Genomic DNA, 16397 nt, shown 5'->3' on the forward strand with positions numbered 1-16397 from the left:
GGGGAGCGGCCGGGTCCCCGCCGAGGGAATCCGTTTCACGTGCACGGGGTGTGGCCCCATAGGATTGGGGCCACACACCACACACTCACCCCCAGAGGATCGCCGCATGCCTGGCATTACGCGCGAGGAGGTCGCCCACCTCGCCCGCCTAGCACGTCTTGAGCTGAAGGACGAGGAGCTCGACCACTTCGCCGGACAGCTCGACGACATCATCGGCGCGGTCGCCCGCGTCTCCGAGGTCGCCGACCAAGACGTACCGCCGACCTCCCACCCGCTGCCGCTGACGAACGTCATGCGCGCGGACGAGGTCCGTCCGTCGCTCACCCCCGAGCAGGCTCTCTCCGGAGCCCCGGCCCAAGAGCAGCAGCGTTTCAAGGTGCCGCAGATCCTGGGGGAGGACTAACCACCATGACGGACAGCAAGATCGACATCATCAGGCTCACCGCCGCCGAGATCGCCGCGAAGGTCGCGTCCGGCGAGCTGACGGCCGTCGAGGTCACCGAGGCCCACCTCGCCCGCATCGAGGCCGTCGACGAGAAGGTGCACGCCTTCCTGCACGTCGACCGCGAGGGTGCCCTCGCACAGGCTCGCGCCGTCGACGCCAAGCGGGACAAGGGCGAGAAGCTCGGCCCGCTGGCCGGCGTCCCGCTCGCGCTCAAGGACATCTTCACCACCGAGGGCGTACCGACCACGGTCGGCTCCAAGATCCTCGAGGGCTGGATCCCGCCGTACGACGCGACCGTCACCAAGCGCCTGAAGGCCGCCGACGTCGTCATCCTCGGCAAGACCAACATGGACGAGTTCGCCATGGGGTCCTCCACCGAGAACAGCGCGTACGGCCCCACCGGCAACCCGTGGGACCTCACCCGCATCCCCGGCGGCTCCGGCGGCGGCTCCAGCGCCGCCCTCGCCTCGTACGAGGCGCCGCTCGCCATCGGCACGGACACCGGCGGCTCCATCCGCCAGCCCGCGGCCGTCACCGGCACGGTCGGCGTCAAGCCCACGTACGGCGGCGTCTCGCGCTACGGCATGGTGGCGTTCTCGTCCTCCCTCGACCAGGGCGGTCCCTGCGCCCGCACGGTCCTGGACGCGGCGCTCCTGCACGAGGTCATCGCCGGGCACGACGAGCTCGACTCGACGTCCATCGACGCCCCGGTCCCGGCGGTCGTCGAGGCCGCCCGCAACGGCTCCGTACAGGGCATGCGCGTCGGCGTCGTCAAGCAGTTCGCCGGCGAGGGCTACCAGGCCGGTGTCGTCCAGCGCTTCCAGGAGTCGGTGGCCCTGCTCAAGGAGCTCGGCGCCGAGATCGTCGAGCTGGACTGCCCGTCCTTCGACCTGGCGCTCTCCGCGTACTACCTGATCGCGCCGAGCGAGTGCTCGTCCAACCTGGCCCGCTTCGACGCCATGCGCTACGGCCTGCGCGTCGGCGACGACGGCACGAAGTCCGCCGAGGACGTCACCGCGCTCACCCGCGAGGCGGGCTTCGGCGACGAGGTCAAGCGCCGCGTCATCCTGGGCACGTACGCACTGAGCTCCGGCTACTACGACGCGTACTACGGAAGCGCCCAGAAGGTCCGCACGCTGATCACGAAGGACTTCGAGAAGGCCTTCGAGCAGGTCGACGTGATCGTCTCGCCCGCGACGCCCACCACCGCCTTCCCGATCGGCGAGCGCGCCGACGACCCGATGGCGATGTACCTCGCGGACGTGTGCACCATCCCGTCGAACATGGCGGGCAACGCCGCCATGTCGCTGCCCTGCGGCCTCGCGCCGGAGGACGGCCTGCCTGTCGGACTGCAGATCATCGCCCCGGCCATGAAGGACGACCGCCTTTACAGGGTCGGCGCTGCCGTAGAGGCCGCCTTCGTGGAAAGGTGGGGTCACCCGCTGCTTGAGGAGGCACCGTCACTATGAGTCCCATGACTGCCAAGGCCCAGGGCTTCAAGAAGTCCAAGCCCGGCGCGTACCTGTCGATGGGCGCCACCGCCTTCGGCGCGATCTCGGTCGTCAAGCAGGCCAGGCTGGCCCGCAAGGAGAACGACACGCTCCGGCTCGTCGACGCCGCTGTCTCCGCCGCCGCCATCGTCACCGGTCTTGCTCTGCTCTATCGCGAGCTGAAGAAGCTCGGCGACGACGACGTCCTGCTGGGTTGAGAGGGAAAGTTTCACCGTGACTGTCACGACTGACCTGGTGTCGTACGAGGACGCCCTCGCGACGTACGACCCCGTCATGGGCCTTGAGGTCCATGTCGAGCTGGGCACCAAGACCAAGATGTTCTGCGGCTGCTCCACCGAGCTCAAGCAGGGCGCCAACAGCCAGACCTGCCCGACCTGTCTCGGCCTTCCCGGCGCGCTGCCGGTGGTCAACGAGATCGGCGTCGAGTCCGCCATCAAGATCGGTCTCGCGCTGAACTGCGAGATCGCCGAGTGGTGCCGCTTCGCCCGGAAGAACTACTTCTATCCGGACATGCCGAAGAACTTCCAGACCTCCCAGTACGACGAGCCGATCGCCTTCAACGGCTATCTGGACGTCCAGCTGGAGGACGGCGAGGTCTTCCGCGTGGAGATCGAGCGCGCCCACATGGAGGAGGACACCGGCAAGTCCACGCACGTGGGCGGCGCGACGGGCCGTATCCACGGCGCATCGCACTCGCTCCTGGACTACAACCGCGCGGGCATCCCGCTCATCGAGATCGTCACCAAGCCGATCGAGGGCGCGGGCGAGCGGGCTCCCGAGGTCGCCAAGGCGTACGTCGCCGAGCTGCGCGAGGTCATCAAGGCGCTCGACGTGTCCGAGGCCCGGATGGACAAGGGCCAGATGCGCTGCGACGTGAACCTCTCCCTGCGTCCGCACGGGCGCGAGGAGTTCGGTACGCGCTCGGAGACGAAGAACGTCAACTCGCTGCGTTCCGTGGAGCGTGCGGCACGCTTCGAGATCCAGCGTCACGCGGCCGTCCTGAACGACGGCGGAACGATCGTCCAGGAGACCCGTCACTTCCACGAGGAGGACGGCTCCACGACGTCGGGCCGCATCAAGGACAACGCCGAGGACTACCGGTACTTCCCGGAGCCCGACCTCGTCCCGGTGGCCCCGGCCCGCGCATGGGTCGAGGAACTGCGCTCCGGTCTCCCGGAGATGCCCCGCGTGCGCCGCAACCGGCTCCGCGAGGAGTGGGGCGTGTCGGAGCACGACATGCAGTCGATCCTGAACGCGGGCGCGGTCGACCCCATCGTCGCCACGATCGAGGCGGGCGCCGACTCGGCGGCCGCGCGCAAGTGGTGGATGGGCGAGATGGCCCGCAACGCCAACGAGACGGGCAAGGCCCTCGACGAGCTGCCGGTCACCCCCGTGCAGGTCGCCCGGGTCGCCGAGCTCGTCGCCAAGGGCGACCTGAACGACAAGCTGGCCCGTCAGGTCTTCGAAGGCGTCCTGGCCGGCGAGGGCACGCCGGACGAGGTCGTCGAGAAGCGCGGCCTGAAGGTCGTCTCGGACGAGGGCGCCCTGACGACCGCCGTGGACGAGGCGATCGCGGGCAACCCCGCCATCGCCGACAAGATCCGCAGCGGCAAGGTCGCCGCGGCCGGCGCGCTGGTCGGCGCGGTCATGAAGGCCACCAGGGGCCAGGCCGACGCGGCCCGCGTCAAGGAACTGATCCTTCAGAAGCTGGGCGTGGAGGGCTAGCCTCTCCGGCTCGTACGGGATCCAGGGCGGCGCACCGCGCGTGCGCTGGCCTGAAGCAGGGTGTTGCATGAACCGCCGCTTCGCGGCGGACCTTTCCCGCCCACCCACCGATGGCCCCGAGTCGTCGGGTGGGTGGGCGGGGAAGATCCCGCGTGCCGCGTGCCGCGTGCCGCGTGCCGCGTGCCGCGTGCCGCGTGCGCGGGCTCCCGTTGTGCAGGCAGGCGGGCGTGACCCCGGAGGTGCTGGCCGGGGCGGGCGGGATGTGCCGTTTCCGGTGCAATGCCGCCCGGCACCCGTCTTACGCTGGGAATGTCTGTCCCCGCCGAACCACCGCCCACGCGGGCCACGGAGCGTCCCCTGAACACCGTCGCCGCCGAGATCCTCTCCGTCGGCCTGCTGCTCGGCGTGCTCGCGTTCGCCGTCATACGGCCCAAGCAGTGGCCCGAGGCCGCCGCCGCGTTGCCCGCCGCCGGGCTCGTGGTGGGGCTCGGGGCCGTTTCGCCGCAGCATGCGCTCGCGGAGGTCCATAGCCTGCTGCCGGTCGTGGGGTTCCTCGCCGCCGTGCTGGTCCTCGCTCAACTCTGCGCGGACGACGGGCTTTTCGCCGCCGCCGGGGATCTCGTCGCCCGGCTCTGCGGTGGGCGGACCCGGGCGCTCCTTGGCGGGGTCTTCGGAGTCGCCGCCGCTGTCACCGCCGTGCTCAGCCTCGACGCCACCGTCGTGCTGCTCACCCCGGTCGTCTTCGCCACCGCGGCCCGCGTCGGGGCCAGGCCCAGGCCGCACGTCCACGCCACCGCCCACCTGGCCAACTCGGCGTCGCTCCTGCTGCCCGTCTCCAACCTCACCAACCTCCTCGCCCTCACCGCGAGCGGTCTCACCTTCACGCGGTTCGCGCTGCTCATGGCGTTGCCGTGGCTGGTGGCCATCGGCGTCGAGTACGCCGCCTTCCGGCGGTACTTCGCCGTCGATCTGGACGCGGGCGCCCTTGAGCCCAAGGAGACCGAGCCGACCCCCGTGCCGGTCTGCACCCTGGCCGTCCTCGGGCTCACGCTCGCCGGGTTCGTGGTGACCTCGCTCGCGGGCCTCGAACCCCTGTGGGCCGCCCTCGCGGGAGCGGCCGTTCTCGCGGGCCGTGCGCTGCTGCGACGGCGTACGAGCGCCACGGCACTCGTCCGTTCCGCCGGCCCCCTCTTCTGCCTGTTCGTGCTCGCACTCGGCATCGTCGTCAAGGCGGTCGTCGACAACGGCCTCGGCTCCGGCATCGAGTGGCTCCTGCCGGACGGCGCGTCACTGCCCGCGCTGCTCGCCGTGGCGGCCGTCGCCGCCGTGCTCGCCAACCTGATCAACAACCTGCCGGCGATCCTTGCCCTGCTGCCAGCCGTCGCCCCCGCGGGCCCTGGCCCCGTCCTCGCCGCCCTGATCGGCGTCAACATCGGCCCGAACCTGACGTACGTCGGCTCGCTCGCCACCCTGCTGTGGCGCCGCATCCTGCACGAGCACGGCACGGACGCGGAGTTGGGGACCTTCACCCGCCTCGGCGCGCTGACCGTGCCCCTCACGCTGACGGCGTCGACCGTCGCGCTGTGGGCGGGCCTGCGGCTCGGCTCCTGAGCTCCTCTCGCCCGTCAGTACATCCGTTCACACCGACTTCGTCCCCAAGTCTTCACAGCGAAACCAGACTTCACTACCGTCCCGGCGAGCAGGCCAATGGATCAGCAGAGAACCATTGGCCGTCGACTGGAGGTCGTTACGTGTCACCGGAGATTTCGCGCAGGCGACTGATGGCGGTCGGCGGTGGCGCGATCGGCGCCGCCGCCGTCGGTTCCTTCCTGCCCCCGTCGTTGCAGCAGGCACTGGCGCAGGACCGGCCCCGACCCGGCAGCGGCGGGCTCGACTCGATCGAGCACGTCGTCATCCTGATGCAGGAGAACAGGTCCTTCGACCACTACTTCGGCGCCCTGCGCGGCGTACGAGGCTTCGGCGACCGCAACGCCATCCGGCTCCCGAGCGGGAAGTCCGTGTTCGAACAGCCGGGTGTGCTGCGCACCGTCATGCCTTTCCCGGTCCGCGAAGCCGCGGCGGCGCAGAAGAAGGACCTGCAGTACATCGGCGCCCTCGACCACTCCTGGAGCGGTGGCGCCAAGGCCTGGCACGAGGGCTGGACGGACGGCTGGATCACCGCCAAGACCGCGGCGACCATGGCGTACTACACGCGCGACGACATCCCGCTGCACTACGAACTCGCCGACACCTTCACCGTCTGCGACGCCTACCACTCCTCCATCCACACCTCCACCAGCCCCAACCGCAACCACCTGTGGAGCGGCAGGACCGGCTTCGAGGCGGATGGCAGCCGCGCCGTCGAGAACGACGCCTACGCCGAGGGCACGCACCCCGGATACGACTGGGGGACCTACGCCGAGCGCCTGGAGAAGGCGGGCGTGAGCTGGCAGACGTACACCGAGTGGGAGAACTTCACCGACAACCAGATCGAGTTCTTCACCACCTTCAAGGCCATCGCCCGCAAGGTCCTCGCCAAGACCGGCCTCACCTTCATGGAGGCCTTCTACGCCAAGGTGCGGGACGCCAAGGACGAGGCGGAGCGCGCGAAGCTGCTCGTCACCCTGGAGGAGGGCGTCGCCACCCTCACCAAGAAGGAGAAGTCGCTCTTCGAGCGCGGTCTGCGGCGCGTGCCCACCGGCAAGCTCGCCGAGGAGTTCGCCAAGGACGTCGCCGGCGGCAAGCTGGCGAAGGTCAGCTACCTGGTGCCGTCCGCCCTGGACTCCGAACACCCGAGCGTCTCCTCGCCGATCCACAGCGCGACCATCGTCTACAAGGTCCTCGACGCCCTCGCCTCGCACCCCGACGTCTGGCGGCGCACAGCCGTCTTCATCAACTACGACGAGAACGACGGCTTCTTCGACCACGTCCCGCCGCCCGTGCCCGGCGGCGAATCCGCCGAGGAGAAGGAGGAGCGCTGGGAGGGGAAGCCGACCGGCCTCGGCGTGCGAGTGCCGATGCTCGTCGTCTCGCCCTGGACCGTCGGCGGCTACGTCTGCTCCGAAGTCTTCGACCACACCTCGGTCGTGCGCTTCCTGGAGAAGTGGACCGGCATCAAGGAACCCAACATCAGCGCCTGGCGCCGCAAGGTCACCGGCGATCTCACCGGCGCCTTCGACTTCAGGCGCGGCCACCGGCAGCCCGAGGTGGAACAGCCCGGCGCCATCCCGGAGTTCAGCGGCCGCTGGTCGCCGCAGCCGCCCCTGAAGCAGGCCATGCCGGTCCAGGAGCCGGGCACCCGCCGCGCCCGCCCGCTGCCCTACCAGCCCGACGCGTACGTGAAGCCGGGCGAGAGCGGTGCTCTCTCGGTGCGGCTGCGCAATGGCGGGCGCTCCAGCGCGCACTTCGCGCTCTATCCGTACGCCGGTGAGTTCACGGCCCCGCAGCACCAGGACGTCGTACGCGAGGGCTCGTGGACCGTGCCGGTGCCCAAGGACGCGTACGACTTCACGATCACGGGGCCGAACGGCTTCCGGCGCGAGTTCGCGGGTGGCAAGGGTGGCAAGGGCGGCGAGGACGGCGGTGCGCAGGTCGCCTCCGCGATCACTCGCCGGGAGATCCACGTCACACTGGCCAACCGAGGCCGCAAGGAACTCGTCTTCACGGTCAAGCCTGTCGGATATGTGGAGGAACATCACGTTAAGTCGCGTACCAGAGTCATCCGCATCAAGGCGGGCAGCAGTCGCACGATCGCCTGGCACACGGACGACGAGCACGGCTGGTACGACCTTCAGGTGACGGTCGCGGGTGAGCCTGCCTTCCGAAGGCGTCTGATGGGGCACATAGAGAACGGACGCGCGAGCGTATCGGGCTGACGCCACGGTTCTCAGGGCGTGCGAGGTCCCGGTGGGGCCTCGCACAGCCTTTGTGCTCTTGTGAGGAAAGCCACGAACAGGGCCAACGATCTCCAGGCCCTGTCAAAGTGTCTCTGGCGCTTATGTCATCGCTCATACGTTCTTTGCGGGCTGTTCAGGTCATTCAAGACGGTTCCCGATAAAGATCCACGAACCACATCAGGGAGCCGGTCTGTGGCAGCACTCGCACGGTGGTGTGTGCAGCACCGCCTCCTCGCGGTACTGCTCTGGATCGTCGCGCTCTCGGGCGCCGCGAGCGCCGCGGCCGTCGCCGGATCCGCGTACTCGAACAACTACGAGGTGCCGGGCACCGAGTCCGGCCGTGCGACCCAGCTCCTGAACGAGGGGTTCGAAGGCCTCGGCGGCGACAGCAACACCGTGGTCTGGAAGACCGAAGCGGGCACCACCGTGCGCGCGGCCGACGTCGAGCAGACGATGACCGACACCCTCGACAAGATCGAGGACATGCCCGCGGTGGCCTCCGTCAGCAGCCCGTACGAGGAGCGCGGCGCCGCACAGATCAGTGACGACGCCCGCATCGCGTACGCGAACGTCACCTTCCACGAGCAGGCCGACGCCATCGACAAGGCGGACGCACAGGCCCTCGTCGACACCGCGAAGGCCGCCGATTCGGACAGCCTGGACGTGGAGCTCGGCGGCAGCGCCGTCGGCCTCACCGAGTCCAAGAGCGCCCAGACCGCCGAGATCGTCGGGGTCGCCGTCGCCGCCGTCGTGCTCTTCCTCGCCTTCGGCTCGCTCGCCGCGTCGATCCTGCCCATCGCCACGGCCCTTGTGTCGGTCGGCACGGCATACGCGGGCATCGTGCTGCTCGGTCACTTCATGACCGTCGCGGACTTCGCCCCGATGCTGGGCACCCTGATCGGGCTCGGCGTCGGCATCGACTACGCGCTGTTCATCGTGACCCGCCACCGCAAGGGCCTCAAACAGGGCCTTCCGGTGGCCGTCGCCGCGGAACGCGCCGTCGCCACCACCGGGCGCGCGGTCGTCTTCGCGGGCGCCACCGTGTGCATCGCTCTGCTCGGCATGCTCATCCTGCGGCTCAGCTTCCTCAACGGGGTCGCGATCGCCGGCTCGCTGACGGTGCTCCTCACGGTCGCCGCGTCCGTGACCCTGCTGCCCGCCCTCCTGTCCTGGATCGGGCCGCGCGCGCTCAGCCGCCGGGAACGGCGCGCTTTGGCCGAGCACGGCCCGGCCCCGGAAGTGCCCACCGGGCTCGCCGCCCGCTGGTCCGCCTTCGTGGAGCGGCACCCGAAGCTGCTCGGCGGTGTCGCCATCGCCGTGATGGCGCTGCTCGCGCTGCCCACGCTCTCCCTGCACCTGGGCACGTCCGACCAGGGCAACAACCCGGCGTCGACCACCACACGGCAGGCCTACGACCTGCTCGCGGACGGCTTCGGCCCCGGCGTGAACGGCCCCCTCACCCTCGTCACGGACGTCGAGGGATCGGGCGACCGGCTCGCCCTCACCAACCTCGTCCCCACGCTGGAATCGACCAAGGGCGTCGCCTCCGTCAGCCCCGTCACGTACGACGCCGACGGCACGGTGGCCCACATCACCGTCGTACCGGACTCGGCCCCGCAGTCCGAGCGCACCAGCGATCTTGTCGACCGGCTGCGCGACGACGTGCTCCCCAGGGCCGAGGCCGACACCTCGCTCGACCTGGAGGTGGGCGGTGTCACGGCGAGCTACGACGACTTCGCGGAGATCATCGTCGGCAAGCTGCCGCTCTTCGTGGGCGTGGTCATCGGCCTCGGCTGCGTCCTGCTGCTCCTCGCCTTCCGGTCCATCGGCATCCCCCTGAAGGCCGCCGCGATGAACGTGGCGGCGGTGGCGTCCGCCTTCGGCGTCGTCGTCGCGATCTTCCAGTGGGGCTGGGGGAGCGAGCTGCTCGGCCTCGGCTCGGCCGGACCGATCGAACCGTTCCTGCCCGTGATCATGGTGTCCGTCCTCTTCGGGCTCTCGATGGACTACCAGGTCTTCCTGGTCAGCCGGATGTACGAGGAGTGGCTGGAGACCGGCGACAACCGGCGGGCCGTCCGCGTCGGCCTCGCGGAGACGAGCCGTGTGATCAACTCCGCGGCCGTGATCATGATTTCGGTCTTCCTCGCCTTCGTCCTGAGCGGCGACCGGGTCATCGCGATGTTCGGCATCGGCCTCGCCGCCGCGGTCGCGCTCGACGCGTTCGTCCTGCGCACGCTCCTCGTGCCGGCCCTGATGCACATGCTGGGCGGCGCCAACTGGTGGCTGCCGCGGGGCCTGGACCGCTTGCTGCCGCGCATCAGCATCGAGCCGCCAGAATGTCGTTCGAACACGGCCGTCGTGAGTGCGAGGATCCGGGGGCAACGGGACGCGCGGGACGCCCCGGGCGTGGTGCCGGACGGACTGAAGGAGCGGGATGTTCGCGATATCGCTGGGCGAGGGCGCTGAGCTGCGGCCCATCGAGCCCTGGCAGGCGCAGGAATTCCTCACGCACGTCGACCGTGCGCGGGAGTACGCGGGGCCGTGGGTGCCCCTGACCGTGCGGACGAAGGACCTGGAATCGGCGCGGGAGCTGCTCCAGACGTTCGCCGACAAGCAGGCCGCCGACACGGGACGCCTGTACGGCATCTGGCTGGACGGCACGCTGGTCGGCGGAGTGCTCTTCCGGATCTTCGACACGGCCACGGAGAGCTGCGAGGTCGGCGTCTGGCTGGAGCCTTCGGCCGCCGGGCGCGGTCTGGTCACCAGGGCGAGCCGGGTCCTCATCGACTGGGCGGTGGACGTGCGCGGCATGCACCGCGTGGAGTGGCTGGTTTCCACGGCGAACGACCGCAGCAAGGCGGTGGCCGAGCGGCTCGGGATGACCAAGGACGGCGTGCTGCGGGAGTGCTTTCCCTGGCAGGGGGTGCGGCACGACATGGAGGTGTGGTCGGTGCTCGCGCCGGAGTGGCGGAAGGCGCGCGAGGCTCGTCAAGGCGCCGAAGCGGCTCGTTAAGAAACCTCTCAGACTCCGTCCGTACGGTGCGGTGCATGGGAACTAAGACAGAGGACGAGACCGCGGCCGAGGCGGCCGCGAAGCCCGCAGAGCCGGAGGCCGCGGACACCGCTGACACCAAGGACGTGACCAAGGTCGACGCCACCAAGGCGGACGCGGTCGAGGCTGACAACGCCGATGACTCCGATGACGCCGATGAGCTCGTCGTGGTCGAAGAGTTCGCTCCGGCCAAGTCCGGTGGCGTGTTCCAGGGCGCCGCGGCCGTCGTCTCCGCCGCTCTCGGTGTGATCGGCCTGTCCGGCGGCTGGCTCGGCACGGTCGCCGCGGCCCGCTCGAACATCGTCGGGCAGCTCGAGACCAAGCAGTCGGCGAGCGTCGCCGACCAGATCCAGGCGCTGTACGGCGACTCCTGGCAGGTCACGGCGCTGATCGCCGGAGCCTTCGCGCTCGCCGCGCTGGTCGTCGGCTTCGTCGTCCTGGTCAAGCCCGCCTTCGGCACGCCCGACCAGGTACAGGCACCGTGGATCAAGTCGGTGGCCTGGGCGGGTGTCGCCCTGGGCGTCATCGGCCTGCTGCTGGCCATCGCCAAGTACTCGGACCTGATCTACGGTCTTCCGTCGACGAGTTGATGGCAGCGGAGCCGCTCTGACGGCTCCCAGCCGTTTCGACGGCCGCGAAGTGTGCAGAAACGCCGGTGGGGCTGAGTCTCAGCCCCCCCGGCGTTTCTGCGTCCAACGGCGCCAAAGGCCCCCTCCCACCTCCCTAAGGCCCCCTCCTACCTCCCTAAGGCCCCCCACCCCCTCAAGATGCGGCACTCTCCCGATGTGCCACCCCTGCCTGGGAGACGAAAGTAAAGGCATCGCAGAAAGCGAAGCCGGACACCGGACGTCACACCAGCTCAGGGAGTCGAAATGTTCGAGTACGAGATGCACCAGCTCCGCGCCGCCGACCTCGCCCGCGAGGCCGACCGCCGCCGCCTCCTTCGCCAGGCGCGTGAGGCCAAGGCGGCCCGCCGCCGCTCGGCGCGTCACGCATCCGAGGGGCAGGTGAGCACCGGCCAGTGGAGGACCCGCTTCACCCGGGCCGCCTGATGAGCGCGGGGTCTTCTGCTCTCGGAATATCCGCTGCCGTGACGCCCGCACCCTGTGCGATGCTCACCGCTGTGGAGACCAGGTCCGTAAGCCCCGTGTTCGTCGGCCGCTCCGACGAGCTGGGCCTGCTGAACGACGCACTCGCCCGTGCCAAGGGGACGACACCCGGCACGGGCGAGCCGCAGGCATTGCTGCTCGGCGGCGAGGCGGGCGTCGGAAAGACCCGCCTCATCGAGGAGTTCACCGCGGCGGCCTGCGCCGAAGGTGCCGTCGTCGCGCTCGGCGGCTGCGTCGAGATCGGCGCGGACGGCCTTCCCTTCGCCCCCTTCTCCAGTGCCCTGCGCTCCCTGCGCCGCCAGCTCCCCGACGAGGTGGATGCCGCGGTCGCCGACCAGGAGGGCGAGCTCGCCCGGCTCCTGCCCGAACTGGGCGAGGCACCGCAGCGCCGCCGGGGCACCGACGCCCACCACGACGAGGAAGGCATGGCCCGCCTCTTCGAGCTGACCGTCCGCCTCCTGGAGCGTCTCGCCGCCGATCGCCCGGTGGTCATCGCACTGGAGGACCTGCACTGGGCCGACGCCTCGACCCGGCACCTCCTCGCCTACCTCTTCCGCACGCTGCGCAGCGGCCGCCTCGTCGTCGTCGCGACCTACCGCGCCGACGACATCCACCGGCGCCACCCGCTGCGTCCGCTCCTCGCCGAGCTCGACCGCCTGCGCACGGTGCGCCGCATCGAACTGTCCCGCTTCAGCAAGGGCGAAGTCGCCCGGCAGATGGCGGGGATCCTCAGCTCCGAGCCCGAGCAGACCCTGGTGGACGACGTCTTCGACCGCTCGGACGGCAACGCCTTCTTCGTCGAGGAGCTCGCGGTCGCCTCGCACGGCAGCAGCTGCGCGAGCCTCACGGACTCCCTGCGCGATCTCCTTCTCGTACGCGTCGAGGAGCTGCCCGAGGACAGCCAGCGGGTGGCCAGGATCGTCGCCGAGGGCGGCTCGAACGTCGAGTACCCGCTGCTCGCCGCCGTCGCGGGGCTCGCGGAGGACGACCTGATCGAGGCGCTGCGGGCCGCGGTCGGCGCCAACATCCTGCTGCCGTCACCCGACGGCGACGGCTACCGCTTCCGGCACTCCCTGGTGCGCGAGGCCGTCGGCGACGACCTGCTGCCCGGTGAGCGCTCCCGGATCAGCCGCCGCTTCGCCACGGTCCTCGAAGCCGAACCCTCACTCGTCGCCGCCGACCAGCGCGCCACCCGTCTCGCCAGCTACTGGTACCACGCGCACGACGCGGCGAAGGCGCTGCCCGCCGTGCTGCGGGCCTCCGTCGAAGCCCGCCGCCGCTATGCGTACTCCGAGCAACTGCGCCTCCTCGAACGGGCGATGGAACTGTGGGACGACGCCCCCGAGGAGATACGCCTCGAACTGCGCCCCCTCGACTACGCCGAGGTCTACCCACCCTGCGGCTGCGACCCCGAAACCACCCCCCTGCGCTACCTCGACCTCATGGCAGAAGCCGCCGTCGCGGGCCGGCTCTGCGGAGAGCGGGAACGCGCCCTGAAGATCACCAAGCGTGCGCTGAGGCTGCTCGAGGACGAGCACGATCCCCTGCGGGCCGCCTGGTTCTGGATCCAGCGCTCCCGGCTCACTTCGACGCTCGGCCGCGGCGACGGCTGGGCGGAGATCGCCACCGCGCAGGAACTGGTCCGCGGACTCCCGCCGTCCGAGGTGCACGCCGAGGTACTGACCAACGTCGCCTCCTGGGGCATGCTCCACAACCCCGGAGCCGAGACCCTCGCGGCGGCCGAGCGCGCCGTCGAGTACGCCCGGATGGTCAAGGCCGAGGAGACCGAACTCAACGCCCGGCTCATCCTCGGCGGCCTCCTGGTCGACGCGGGCGACGTCGAACAGGGCTTCGCCGAGATGTACGCGGTCAGGGACCGGTGCGTGGAGCCGCCCGGCCTCGTCTCCCGCATCCCGCACATCCACATCAACCTGCCGTCCGTACTCGAAGGCGCGGGCCGCTCGCTCGACGCCCTGGAGATCGGCGACCAGGGCCTCGCGCTCTGCCGGAAGTACGGCCTCACGGACACCGAGAGCTGGGTCCAGGTCAACAAGGCGGAGACCCTTTTCTCGCTGGGCCGTTGGGACGAGTCGGCCGAGGCCTCCGAGGCGGCCCGCCGTGGGGCGCTCAGCGTCAAGCCGCGGGGCGGTGCCGCCCTGCAGCTCGCCTCCATCTCCCTCGGCCGGGGTGACGTGGCCGAAGCCGCCACCCAACTGACCACGGCCCGCAGCCACTACGGCTCGCACGACCGCATGCCGCAGTACTCCCTGCCCATGGTCCACGCCGCCGTCGGCATCGCGGCGGCCGGCCCCGACCGCGCGTCGGGTGTCGCCGCCGTGCGCGCCGAGCTCGAACAAGCCCTGGCCAAGGGCTTCCCGCCCGGCACCCAGCGCTACACCTGGCCCCTGCTGCTCGCCGCCGCCACCTCGGAGGCCGATACGCGCGGCCTGCCCGCCGCCGAGCCCGGCAGGACCGATGCCATCGACACCATCCGCCGCGCCGCCAAGAACCTCCCCGCACCCATGCCGGTCTGGGTCGCCTACGAGCAGTGGGTGCGCGCCGAACTCCTGCGCGCCGAGGACAGCGACACCCCCGACGACTGGTCCGCCACGGTCACCGCGCTCGAAACCGTCGACCGCCCCTACGACTTGGCACGCGCCCGCCTCCGCCTCGCCGAGTCCCTCCTTGCGACCTCCGCCGGCGTGGGCGCCGAAGCGGACCGGGAGCGCGCCGCCGGCCTGTTGCGACAGGCCCGCGAGGTCGCCGAGCGCCTGAAGGCCCGCCCGCTCGCCGAGTCCGTCGCCGGGCTCGCCCAGCGCGCCCGACTCACCCTGAACGACGACGACACCGCGAGCCCTCACCTCACCCCCGTCGACCCCGCCGAGGCGCTCGGCCTCACCAGCCGGGAGCGGGACGTGCTCCGTCTCGTCGCCGCGGGCCGCAGCAACCGACAGATCGCCGAAGAGCTCTTCATCTCCCCGAAGACGGCGAGCGTCCACGTCTCCAACATCCTCGCCAAGCTGGGCGTGGCAGGCCGGGGCGAGGCGGCGGCCCTGGCCCACCGCCTGCGCCTGTTCCCCCCGGAACGCGCACGGCCCACCGGCTGACCTGCGCTTTCCCGGCCCCGGAGGGTCCCGGAGGCGCTCGCTTACGCTTGGTAGGAGGAACCCGGCCGCCAGGAGGCGCAGTGTTCAACCCGATCGAGCTGTTCCAGCCCGGCCGCAAACACACGGACGACGAGCAGAAGCGGCTGGAGCTGAGCCGAGTCGACGTGGCCGACGGCGACCCGGGCCGCGGACCGATAGACCTGACCTCCGGCAAGGTGGTGGTGAGGGTGCCGCAGCAGGCGGAGGCGGAAGCGGCGTCTGAGCGGGACCTGGCGTCCGAGCAGGACCTGGCGTCCGAGCCTGACCCCCCGGCGGACGGCGCCTAGCCCGGCCTGCGCAGTAGCCCGTAAGCTCTGAAGCCCTGAAGCCCTACTTCACCGTCACCTCGAGAATCTTGTCGTCCCCCTTCTCCGGGGTGCCCCGGGAGTCGGTCTCGTTCGTCACCAGCCACAGCTTCTCGCCGCCCACGGCGACGACCGTGCGCAGGCGGCCGTGGTCGCCCTTCAGGAAGGACTGGGGCTCCACGGTGCCCTCCACCCCGCGCACCGGAATCCGCCAGAGGCGCTCACCGCGCAGGCCCGCCATCCAGACCGAACCCTCGGCGTAGGCAATGCCGCTGGGGGAGGCCTCCGAGGTCTTCCACTGGGCCACCGGGTCCTGGAAGCCCTCCTCGCCGCCCTTGCCCTCCACCTCCGGCCAGCCGTAGTTGCCGCCTGCCTTGATTTCGTTCAGCTCGTCCCAGGTGTCCTGGCCGAACTCCGCCGCCCAGAGCCGCTTCTCCTCGTCCCAGGCCAGGCCCTGCACATTGCGGTGGCCGTACGAATAGACAGGGGAGTCTCCGAAGGGGTTGCCGGGGGCCGGTTCGCCGTCCGCGGTCAGGCGGAGGATCTTGCCGCCCAGTGACTTCTTGTCCTGGGCCAGGCCGGTGTCACCGGTTTCGCCGGTGCCCGCGTACAGCATCTTGTCCGGGCCGAAGGCGATCCGGCCGCCGTTGTGGACCACGCCCTTGGGGATGCCCTTGAAGATCGTGTCGGGGGCGCCCAGCTGCTGACCGGAGGGCTTCTTCTCGTCGTACAGCATGCGGGCGATGCGGTTGTCCGACTCGGTGGTGAAGTACGCGTAGACCATGTGGTCCGATGCGTACGACGGAGAGAGCGCCAAGCCCATCAGGCCGCCCTCGCCGGCGGGGGAGACGCCGGGAACCGGGCCCAGGTCCGTCTTCTTGCCCGTCTCGCCGTCGACGCGGGTGATGGTCCCCTCGTCGCGTGAGGACACCAGCAGGTCCCCGCCGGGGAGCGGTGCGAGGCCCCACGGCGACTTCAGGTCCTCGGTGAGTGTCCTGGTGACCGACGCCGATCCCTTTTTCGGTGGGGCGTCGCCGGCGCGTGGCTTTCCCGTGGACGTCCCCTCCGACTGCGCGGGGCTCGACTCGGCGCTCTTTCCGTTGTCCGGCGTGTCCGAGCCCCCGGACGAGCAACCGGCCGTGAGCACCAGGGCGGCGGCAGCCAATGCGGCTGTGACAGCAGGTCGTTGCACGATCAGGTCCCTTCGA

The 16397-nt window shown here is 70.6% G+C and carries 13 protein-coding genes; 12 read left to right on the forward strand and 1 reads right to left on the reverse strand.

The window, feature by feature from the left end:
- The first annotated feature begins 106 nt into the window (after positions 1-106).
- The 12 genes from gatC (at position 107) to ACZ5WE_RS26715 (ending at position 15171) form a co-directional block, all read left to right on the forward strand.
- A complete protein-coding gene (gatC, locus tag ACZ5WE_RS26660) occupies positions 107-403 on the forward strand; it encodes an Asp-tRNA(Asn)/Glu-tRNA(Gln) amidotransferase subunit GatC (protein WP_016642027.1) in 297 nt (98 codons plus the stop codon).
- 5 nt (positions 404-408) lie between these two features.
- Positions 409-1914 (forward strand): Asp-tRNA(Asn)/Glu-tRNA(Gln) amidotransferase subunit GatA, encoded by a 1506-nt coding sequence (gene gatA, locus ACZ5WE_RS26665; RefSeq protein ID WP_467693100.1) that lies wholly within the window; start codon positions 409-411, stop codon positions 1912-1914.
- The gene (locus tag ACZ5WE_RS26670; protein ID WP_399396243.1) at positions 1911-2153 is read left to right on the forward strand and encodes a hypothetical protein; all 243 of its coding nucleotides are present in this window, start codon (positions 1911-1913) and stop codon (positions 2151-2153) included. Before gatA ends, ACZ5WE_RS26670 begins: the two co-directional genes overlap by 4 nt.
- A gap of 16 nt (positions 2154-2169) precedes the next feature.
- Positions 2170-3681 (forward strand): Asp-tRNA(Asn)/Glu-tRNA(Gln) amidotransferase subunit GatB, encoded by a 1512-nt coding sequence (gene gatB / locus ACZ5WE_RS26675; protein WP_467693099.1) that lies wholly within the window; start codon positions 2170-2172, stop codon positions 3679-3681.
- Positions 3682-3990: 309 nt separating this feature from the next.
- Positions 3991-5292 (forward strand): SLC13 family permease, encoded by a 1302-nt coding sequence (locus ACZ5WE_RS26680; RefSeq protein ID WP_467693098.1) that lies wholly within the window; start codon positions 3991-3993, stop codon positions 5290-5292.
- 170 nt (positions 5293-5462) lie between these two features.
- Entirely contained in the window at positions 5463-7556 is a 2094-nt protein-coding gene (locus tag ACZ5WE_RS26685; RefSeq protein WP_467693226.1) for a phosphocholine-specific phospholipase C, read from the forward strand.
- A gap of 213 nt (positions 7557-7769) precedes the next feature.
- On the forward strand, positions 7770-10043 hold the full coding sequence (locus ACZ5WE_RS26690) for an MMPL family transporter (RefSeq protein ID WP_467693096.1): 2274 nt from the start codon (positions 7770-7772) through the stop codon (positions 10041-10043).
- Complete coding sequence (locus tag ACZ5WE_RS26695) at positions 10012-10590, forward strand: GNAT family N-acetyltransferase (RefSeq protein ID WP_467693095.1); 579 nt, start codon at positions 10012-10014, stop codon at positions 10588-10590. Before ACZ5WE_RS26690 ends, ACZ5WE_RS26695 begins: the two co-directional genes overlap by 32 nt.
- A 35-nt stretch (positions 10591-10625) precedes the next feature.
- Complete coding sequence (locus ACZ5WE_RS26700) at positions 10626-11219, forward strand: hypothetical protein (RefSeq protein ID WP_467693094.1); 594 nt, start codon at positions 10626-10628, stop codon at positions 11217-11219.
- A gap of 282 nt (positions 11220-11501) precedes the next feature.
- Entirely contained in the window at positions 11502-11681 is a 180-nt protein-coding gene (locus ACZ5WE_RS26705) for a hypothetical protein (RefSeq protein ID WP_467693092.1), read from the forward strand.
- Entirely contained in the window at positions 11681-14845 is a 3165-nt protein-coding gene (locus tag ACZ5WE_RS26710) for a helix-turn-helix transcriptional regulator (RefSeq protein ID WP_467693225.1), read from the forward strand. Before ACZ5WE_RS26705 ends, ACZ5WE_RS26710 begins: the two co-directional genes overlap by 1 nt.
- A gap of 80 nt (positions 14846-14925) precedes the next feature.
- Positions 14926-15171, forward strand: coding sequence for a DUF6191 domain-containing protein (locus tag ACZ5WE_RS26715; protein ID WP_467693090.1), 246 nt, complete (start codon positions 14926-14928; stop codon positions 15169-15171).
- Positions 15172-15214: 43 nt separating this feature from the next.
- Here the strand turns inward: ACZ5WE_RS26715 and ACZ5WE_RS26720 are convergent, their stop codons facing one another.
- On the reverse strand, positions 15215-16387 hold the full coding sequence (locus ACZ5WE_RS26720; RefSeq protein ID WP_467693223.1) for a PQQ-dependent sugar dehydrogenase: 1173 nt from the start codon (positions 16385-16387) through the stop codon (positions 15215-15217).
- Between the last annotated feature and the right edge of the window lie 10 nt (positions 16388-16397).

This window comes from Streptomyces sp. NPDC033180 (genome assembly GCF_055577645.1).